6 protein-coding genes are annotated in these 8,201 nt (G+C 62.7%); 5 read left to right on the plus strand and 1 reads right to left on the minus strand.

Translation table 11 applies throughout. The annotated features are described in order from the left end of the window. Nucleotides 1-10 precede the first annotated feature (10 nt). The gene (locus T518_RS09565) at nucleotides 11-2,347 is read left to right on the plus strand and encodes an FAD-dependent oxidoreductase (RefSeq protein ID WP_036378503.1); all 2,337 of its coding nucleotides are present in this window, start codon (nucleotides 11-13) and stop codon (nucleotides 2,345-2,347) included. A gap of 86 nt (nucleotides 2,348-2,433) precedes the next feature. On the opposite strand, the gene T518_RS09570 is transcribed toward T518_RS09565, so the two are convergent. Next, nucleotides 2,434-3,891: an MATE family efflux transporter gene (locus tag T518_RS09570; protein ID WP_244881848.1), complete on the minus strand. Its 1,458-nt coding sequence runs from the start codon at nucleotides 3,889-3,891 to the stop codon at nucleotides 2,434-2,436. Between the two features lie 82 nt (nucleotides 3,892-3,973). Here T518_RS09570 and T518_RS11455 point away from each other — a divergent pair, with 82 nt between their 5' ends. The 4 genes from T518_RS11455 (at nucleotide 3,974) to T518_RS09590 (ending at nucleotide 8,049) form a co-directional block, all read left to right on the plus strand. After that, nucleotides 3,974-4,843 (plus strand): MerR family transcriptional regulator, encoded by an 870-nt coding sequence (locus T518_RS11455; RefSeq protein ID WP_051652283.1) that lies wholly within the window; start codon nucleotides 3,974-3,976, stop codon nucleotides 4,841-4,843. An 8-nt stretch (nucleotides 4,844-4,851) separates the two neighbouring features. Continuing rightward, nucleotides 4,852-5,712, plus strand: coding sequence for a LysR family transcriptional regulator (locus tag T518_RS09580; protein WP_036378504.1), 861 nt, complete (start codon nucleotides 4,852-4,854; stop codon nucleotides 5,710-5,712). A 121-nt stretch (nucleotides 5,713-5,833) separates the two neighbouring features. Further along, complete coding sequence (locus T518_RS09585) at nucleotides 5,834-6,127, plus strand: hypothetical protein (RefSeq protein WP_036378505.1); 294 nt, start codon at nucleotides 5,834-5,836, stop codon at nucleotides 6,125-6,127. Between the two features lie 167 nt (nucleotides 6,128-6,294). Next, the gene (locus T518_RS09590) at nucleotides 6,295-8,049 is read left to right on the plus strand and encodes a subtype B tannase (RefSeq protein WP_248617185.1); all 1,755 of its coding nucleotides are present in this window, start codon (nucleotides 6,295-6,297) and stop codon (nucleotides 8,047-8,049) included. The last annotated feature ends 152 nt before the right edge of the window (nucleotides 8,050-8,201 follow it).

An 8,201-nucleotide genomic window follows, 5' to 3' on the forward strand; every position in this document is an offset into this window, starting at 1 on the left:
GGAGAGCTTAATGTTTAAGATAGATACCATGAAAGGGCATGAACGTATGTCCACCCAGGACCTGCTCCTGGCCATCGGCGAAGCCGTCAAGCAGGGCGAGACGGACTTTGAGATCAAGGCCTCCGGCCAGCACGACATCGGCGGTCCGCTCTGGCATCCGGAAGGCAAGAAGCTGCACTTCCATGTCTGGAACGCCGGCCAGCGCACGGGCTCGATGTGCCTGCCGGGCACGGAGATCGTCATCGAGGAGTCGACGTCGGCTGATGTCGGCTGGCTCAACGCCGGCGGCATCATCACCGTCAAGGGCGATGCCGGCGATACGGCCGGCCACTGCTCGTCGGGCGGCAAGATCTTCATCGGCGGCCGCGGCGGCACGCGCACGGGCTCTCTGATGAAGCATGACCCGCTCTACGAGGAGCCGGAGCTCTGGATCCTCAAGAATGTCGGCTCGTTCTCGTTCGAGTTCATGGGCGGCGGCAAGGCCGTCGTCTGCGGCTACGACAGCGCTGATTTCGACTCGGTGCTCGGTGAGCGCGCCTGCGTCGGCATGGTCGGCGGCACGGTCTACGTGCGCGGCCCGATCGGTACGCATCCGGCTGACATCATCTGCTCGGCTCTCGACGAGGACGACATTGCCTTCCTCGCGGGCGGCATGGATGAATTCCTCGCGCACATCGAGCGCCCGGAGCTCAAGGCCGAGCTCACGGACTGGAGCCAGTGGCACAAGCTGCGCCCGCTGACGGCTGCTGAGCGCAAGCCGAAACCGGCGCCGGACCTCCATTCCTTCCGCTTGCACGAGTGGGTCAAGGGCGGCATCTTCTCGGATGTCGCACACGACGACTTCGCCGTCCACACGACGATCTCGCACGGCCTCTACCGCCTGCGTGTGCCGAGCTGGGACAATGCAGCGTACGCCGCACCGTGCGAGTTCAACTGCCCGACGGGCATCCCGACGCAGCTGCGCTACAAGTACATCCGCAACGGCGAGCTCGACAAGGCCATCCAGCTCGAACTCGACTACACGCCGTTCCCGGGCTGCGTCTGCGGCTCCGTCTGCCCGAACCCCTGCATGGATGCCTGCACGCGCGGCACGATCGATGAGCCGATCCAGATCGGCGACCTCGGCTACAGCTCCGCCTTTGCGAAGGTAGAGCCGCCGAAGGAGAAGACGGGCAAGAAGATCGGCATCATCGGCGGCGGCGTCGCCGGCCTCTCGACGGCCTGGCAGCTCGCCCGCAAGGGCCACGATGTCACGGTCTACGACGATGCGGATAGCATCGGCGGCAAGCTCGAGCAGGTCATCCCGCGCGGACGCCTCTCGCACGAGCTGCTCGAATTCGAGCTCAAGCGTATCGAGAGCGTCGGCGTCACGTTCGTCGAGGGCTGCAGGGTCGACCGCGAGAAGTTCGACAAGATCCGCGAAGCGAGCGACGCCGTCGTCGTCGCGACGGGCGGCACGAAGTCCCGCTTCTTCCCGTGGGAGGGCGTCGAGCACCTGACGATGGGCCTCGAGTACCTCAAGTCCATCAACCGCGGCGAGCACCCGAAGACGGGCAAGAAGGTCGTTGTCATCGGCGCCGGCAACTCCGGCATGGATACGTGCCGCGGCGCCTACGAGATGGGCGCTGAGTCCGTCATCGCAGTCGATGTCCAGAAGCCGGCTGCCTTCGAGAAGGAGATCGCCTACTTCGAGGGCCTCGGCGGCAAAATCGTCTGGCCGTTCTTCACGAGTAAGATCACGCCGGAGGGCGTCTACGGCAATGACGGCCGCTTCATCGAAGCCGACCAGGTCATCGTTTCCATTGGTGAGGAGCCTGTTCTCGACTTCCTGCCGGAGGACGAGGGCATCGAGTACTTCCGCAAGAGCTGGCTCGTGCCGAAGAAAGACCTCTCCATCACGGACGGCGTCTTCACGGCCGGCGACACGATCAAGCCGGGCCGCCTGACGGATGCCATCGGCAGCGGTCGCAAGGCTGCCTGGTACGTCGACCAGTACGTCATGGGCAAGGAGTACAAGGCCTTCCCCGAGAAGAAGCAGGTCCCGGCAGAGCGCCTCTCTAAGGCATACTTCGAGAAGTGCCACCACTGCGAGCTCGGCGACCCGGTCAGCGACTACAAGCGCTGCGTGAGCTGCGGCACCTGCCGCGACTGCAAGATGTGCCTCGAGTCCTGCCCGGAGAAGGCCATCAACCGCATCGAGCACGAGGATGGCACTATCGAGTACACGAGCGACCCGAAGCGCTGCATCGGCTGCGGCATTTGCGCCGGCGTCTGCCCGTGCGGTGTCTGGACCATCAAGGACAATCCGGAAAAGATCCCGATGTACTCCACGGGCGCCAAAGCCTGAGCATCGAGCGCGTATATAAAATCAGCCTTTCCGCAATAAAGCGGAAAGGCTGATTTTTTGTTTCACGTGAAACAACGGGGCGTGCGTCAGTCGGCGCGATACGATGTTTCACGTGAAACACGCCCTGGTGTGTGATGGCGGTGATGATAGAGCGCTCTGGCGCTGAAGTCGCGCATCCTGGCGACCAGCAGGAAGAGGCCGAAAATGAGGGCTGTGATGTCGGCGGCCGGCACGGCGAGCCAGACGCCGCGCAGTCCGAAGAGGTGCGGCAGGGTCAGAAGGAAGATGACGATGCCGAGCAGGTTGCGCGCGAATGACATCAGGGCCGAGGTGCGGCCATCGGAGATGGCTGTGAAGAAGCCCGAGATGAAGAGGTTGAAGCCGCAGAGCAGGAACGAGAGTGAGAAGAGCAGGAAGCCCTGGTGCGTGAGCTCGTAGACGTGGCCGCCCTGCGGCAGGAACAGCGAGATGAGAGGCGCTGCGAGCAGGCGGGAGAGGCCGAAGGACAGCAGCGCGCCGCCCGCGATGGCCATCAGGCTGAGGCGCACGAGGCGGCGCAGCTCTCCGAAATCCCTGGCGCCGAATTGGTAGGAGAAGACGGGAGCGACACCGTTTGTGAAGCCCATGTAGATGGCCGTCAGCAGCATCTCGGCGTAGAGGATGACGGAGATGGCGGCGACGCCGTCGGCACCGGCGTAGCGGAAGGTCAGGATGTTGAACAGGAAGGTCGTGATGCCGACGGAGAGCTGCGTGACGAGCTCCGAGCTGCCGTTGTACATGGCCTGGCCGAGTGCGCGCCATTCGAGCTGCGGCTTGGTGAAGCGGAGCGTCCGGCTGCTGCGCCAGAAGTAGGTGAGGCCGATGACGGCGGAGAGCAGGTCAGCGATGCCCGTCGCAAGGCCGGCGCCGAAGACGCCGAGACCGAGGTGCGCGAGGAAGAGGTAGTCGAGGCCCGCGTTCGTCAGCCCTGCCAGCACAGAGACGCGGAAGCCCTGCATCGGCCGGCCGTCAACGATGAAGAACGCGTTGAAGAGGATCATCAGCGCGGCAAAGGGGAAGAAGGGCAACAGGGCGTAGAGATAGCTGCGGCAGTCCGCGAGCAGCTCTGGCGAAGCGCCGAGCAGGAAGAGCAGCCCGTCTCCTGCGGCAACGGCGAGAATGGCCAGGGCCGAGGCGAGCGCGATGGCAGTCACGGTGATCAGTGTGAAGCGGCGGCGTGCGGCCGCCGTTTTCCCTTCGCCGAGATTCTTGGCGACGAGGGCCGAGCCGCCCGAGGCCAGCATGATCGCGAGGCCGAGCACGAGGTTGATGACGGGGTAGACGATGTTCGAGGCGGCCAGCGCATCGCTGCCAGCGAAGCGGCCGATGAAGATGCCGTCCGTCACCGTGTAGAGTGAGATGATGATCATCATGCCGATGGACGGCGCGGCGAAGCGCAGCAGGCTCCCAAGGGTGAAATGGCGGGCGAGCGGCGATGCCTGCTCTGCCCGCTTCGTTCGCGCGGTCTGTGCAGCTTGTCTGTCTCTTGTCGTAGTCGTTGTCATATCTATCAAGATCCTTTCAGAAAAATGTCCTATACTCATGGTAGAGTATACAGTGACTGTAAAGTCAAGGGGGGCATGAAGTATGGAAGGCGGTCTCAACTTCCAGACCGGGGAGTTCGCAAAGCTCTGCGGCGTCAACAAGAGGACGCTGCACTACTACGATGAGCAGGGCATCTTCTCGCCCGACCACGTCGGGGAGAACCACTACCGCTACTATTCGGCGCGTCAGCTCTACCCGTTCATCATGATACGGCTGCTGCGCCAGATGGGGCTGGAGCTCTCCGAGATTCAGGACTATATGCGCCACCGCAGCTCCGAGCGTCTGAGCCGCCTGCTGGCCGAGCAGGAAGACTGGCTCGACGCGGAGATCCAGAAGCTGCAGTACATGAAGGAGATCGTGCACAACCAGCGCCAGATGCTCGTGCTCGCCAAGGACATCTGCTGTGACACCATCCGCATCGAGCCGTGGCCAGAGGCCAATCTGATCTGCTCGGGACCGGTCCGGCAGATGATGCTCAAGGAGGACCACGCCGGTATCGAGCGCGCGCTCATGGCGCACATGCGCTACATCATGGAGCACGGTCTGAATTCCGGCCTCGTCTTCGGCGCCATGGTCAGGCGGGCGGATTTCCTCGAAGGCGATGGCCATCTCCTATCGCGTTTCTTCACCGTGACGACGCGCAGCGTGGCAACTGTGCCGCCGGATGTGCTGTTTGTCCGGCCGGCGGGGCGCTACCTCGTCACGTATTTCCGCGGCGACTACATGAAGACGAGCGCCGCCTACGACAGGCTCCGCGACTACCTGCAATCACATCCCGCCTTGCATGCCGGTGCCTATTCGTATGAGGAGAGCATCTTGGAGGACCTCAGCACGGCCGACCCGCGCGGCTACCTGACGCGCGTGGGCATACGCCTCCAAGACAAGATGGACGATAGCACAAGAGAGGAATGAGAACCATTATGGATTTGAAACAATTGCGTTATTTCATGGCGATCGTGGAGGAGCGGCAGATTACGGCTGCCGCGAGGCGGCTGCACATGGCCCAGCCGCCGCTGAGCAATCAGATGAAGCTGCTCGAGGAAGAACTCGGGCTCACGCTCTTTAGCCGCGGCCCGCATCACATCGAGCTGACGGATGCCGGCAGGCTCTTCGCCGCGCGCGCCGAGGAGCTCCTCGAGATGGCCGCGGCGACGAAGCGAGAGCTGCGGGATTTCAAGCAGGGGCTCAGCGGGACGCTGGCCCTCGGCACCGTCTCGTCCTCCGGCGGCATCTTGCTCCAGGAGGGCATGCGCGCCTTCCGGGAGACGTATCCGCGCGTCCAGTTTGAGATCCACGACGGCAATACGTATCAGCTCATCGAGCTGCTGGAAAAGGGGCTCATCGAGATCGCCATCGTGCGCACGCCGTTCAATGCCGCGCATTTCAACTGCAAATACCGGAAGCCGGAGCCCATGATCGCCGCGATGACGGAGAACCTCGACTGGGCCCCGGAGCGGGAAGCGATCCGCGTGGAGGAACTGCCGGGAAGGCCGTTGATCCTCTACCGGCGCTTTGAGCAGCTGCTCATGGATACCTTCGCCGCGCACGACGTTACGCCCGATGTCGTCTGCCGCAACGACGATGCGCGCACGACGATCCTCTGGGCTAACGCCGGCCTCGGCGTCGCCATCGCGCCGGCCGCTGCCGTGAACCTCGCGGCCCACAACCATCTGCACGTCAAGCGCATTGATGAACCGTCCCTGGAAACGCGACTGGCCGCCATCTGGCCGCGCAGCCGCTACCTCTCGGCTGTCGCCAAGCACTTCCTGCAATCTTTTTGACTGAGTCAATTAATTTAACGAAAATTCAACTTCTATTTTAAAGGGAATACAAGACGGTTTGTCTATAATACAAGCATCAAATGAGATACAGACTCGCTCGCAGGAGAGGAGAGAGATCATCATGATGAAATGGAAAAAAGGCATGGCCGCCCTGATGGCCGGTATCATGAGCTTTGGCGTGCTGAGCACGACGTTGGCCGTCCCCGCAGAAGCAGCCTCGCATCACTACGAGGACTCGAATTGGCATTCGCGCCATGACCACCAGGTCGAGAAGCAGCGCCACGAAGCACATGAGCGCTGGGAGCGCGAGCACCGCCGCATAGAGAAGTCCTCGAAGGGGCACTCGACAGGTGAAGTCACGACGGCCGCCATCCTCGGTGCCGTCGTCGGTGCTGTCATCGCCAAGAATACCTGATGCTTGTGTACCAGGAAATAAATTCGCTCCCGAGGCGTCCAGGAGAAGGAAAACGCCACTGCTCTGGCGAAATCATTACGTTGAAATACGAGAATTAAAGACCGCTGTTCTGCAAAGAAAAGCGGTTTTCTTTTTGTCATGATGATCATGAAAGGATGGGGATATCCATGAACTTGAAGCAATACGTCCTGACGGCTCTGGCTGTCAGTGCCCTGACCATGCCTTGGGCACCTGGCGTGACGCAGGCTGCCGCTGCCGATGCTGCGGCGCAGCCGGCAGCTGAGCCTGCTCCGCAGGCAGTGAGCAGCGCGGCGGCCGCCACGGCCAAGACCGTCAAGGCAGACGCGCCAATCAAGGTAAAGCAGGCGAAGTACAGCCTGAAGTTCAATGCGAAGAACTACACGAAGGAGACGCTGAAGCTCGAGGGACAGGATGTGGCATTCCGCGCCTACCGTGATGTCGTCTATACAGCAAAGCCGGCCTCCGTCGCCTCCGAGTCCATGAGCATCTTCATCCCGGAGGCGTACTTCACCAAGGGCGGCACAGTCAATGGCTACACGGCGAAGACCGCGCCGATCTTCCTGCCCAATGGCGTCGGCGGCTACATGCCGGGCGACAGCAAGGAGCCGAGTGACAGTGACCGCATGAGCGGCGGAGCCAATGCCTCGCTCGTCGCGCTCTCGAAGGGCTATGTCGTGGCGGCACCGGCTGTCCGCGGCCGCACGACGGTCGGCGATGACGGCAAGACGTACGTCGGCAAGGCTCCGGCCCTCCTCGTCGATTACAAGGCGGCCGTGCGCTACCTGCGCCACAACCGCCACCGCCTGCCGGCCGGCAATACCGACAGGATCATCTCGGATGGCACGAGCGCGGGCGGCGCTCTCTCCGCACTGCTTGGTGCCACGGGCAACAGCAAGGAGTACGACGCCGAGCTCCGGGCCATCGGCGCAGCCCATGAGCGCGACGACATCTTCGCTGCGATGGCCTACTGCCCGATCACGGACCTCGATCACGCCGACATGGCCTACGAGTGGATGTTCAACGGCGTCAATGAGGCATATCAGCACAGTGCTCCGATGAGCCCTCTGCTGCCGCTGAAAGCCGGCTCTATGCCGGGTGCCCTCAAGGTTGGCGATGCGGTCGTGCCGCTCGGGCCCGGCCCTGTTGTCCAGGGGGACAGCGCCGCAGCGGACCGCCCCGACAATGCGCCTGTGGAAGACAGCTCTGCCGTAGAGATGACGCAGGCAGAGCGCGTGGCCTCGGACCAGCTCAAGGCGCTTTTCCCCGACTACGTCAACAGCCTCGGCCTCAAGGACCGTCAGGGGCGCGCGCTGACGCTCGACGAGGACGGCACGGGCAGCTTCGCCGACTACATCAAGTCGGTCTACGCCGCCTCGGCGCAGTCGGCGCTCGACGCGGGTGAAGACCTCTCAGCGCTCGACTGGCTGACCATCGAGAACGGCATGGTCAAAGATGTGGACCTCGCCAAGTATGCCGCCTGGGCGACGCGCCTCAAGGCGGCGCCGGCCTTCGACAAGTTCGATCGCAGCGCCCCCGAGAACGATGAATTCGGCACGACAGACAACACGCCGCGCCACTTCACAGGCTTCTCGCTGACGCGCGACAAGGAAGCCGGTGCGACCATGGCGACATGGGATGATGTCCGCCGCATGAACCCCATGTACTTCATCGGTCAGCAGGGCGTCACCATCGCGCCGCACTGGCGCATCCGCCACGGGGCCAAGGACCGCGATACGAGCATGGCCGTCCCTGCGCTGCTGGCCCTGAAGCTGCAGGACAGCGGCTATGAAGTCGATTTTGCCTCGCCGTGGGGCAAGGGCCATGCCGGCGACTACGACCTCGCAGAGCTCTTCGACTGGGCCGACGGCATCTGCAAGGCAGCGGACACGCGCAAGAAATAACAGCATATGCCTCACGATTCGTGAACTCAATCAAGAGCATCTCGCAGACTGCGGGATGCTCTTTTTGTATATAGAAAACCCCTGGTTAGACCAGGGGCTCGATAAAGCTTTAGCGATGAGTCTTTAAAGGATTTAATAAACCTCCCTTGAAG

Source organism: Mitsuokella jalaludinii DSM 13811, assembly GCF_000702905.1.
GTDB lineage: Bacteria > Bacillota > Negativicutes > Selenomonadales > Selenomonadaceae > Mitsuokella > Mitsuokella jalaludinii.

Bases quoted from the DNA above. Each gene is read 5' to 3' on its own strand.
- T518_RS09580 (WP_036378504.1), top strand. From the start codon at position 4,852: ATGGATTTGAAACAATTGCGTTATTTCATGGCGATCGTGGAGGAGCGG.
- T518_RS09585 (WP_036378505.1), top strand. From the start codon at position 5,834: ATGATGAAATGGAAAAAAGGCATGGCCGCCCTGATGGCCGGTATCATG.
- T518_RS09590 (WP_248617185.1), top strand. From the start codon at position 6,295: ATGAACTTGAAGCAATACGTCCTGACGGCTCTGGCTGTCAGTGCCCTG.
- T518_RS11455 (WP_051652283.1), top strand. From the start codon at position 3,974: ATGGAAGGCGGTCTCAACTTCCAGACCGGGGAGTTCGCAAAGCTCTGC.
- T518_RS09570 (WP_244881848.1), bottom strand. From the start codon at position 3,891: ATGACAACGACTACGACAAGAGACAGACAAGCTGCACAGACCGCGCGA.
- T518_RS09565 (WP_036378503.1), top strand. From the start codon at position 11: ATGTTTAAGATAGATACCATGAAAGGGCATGAACGTATGTCCACCCAG.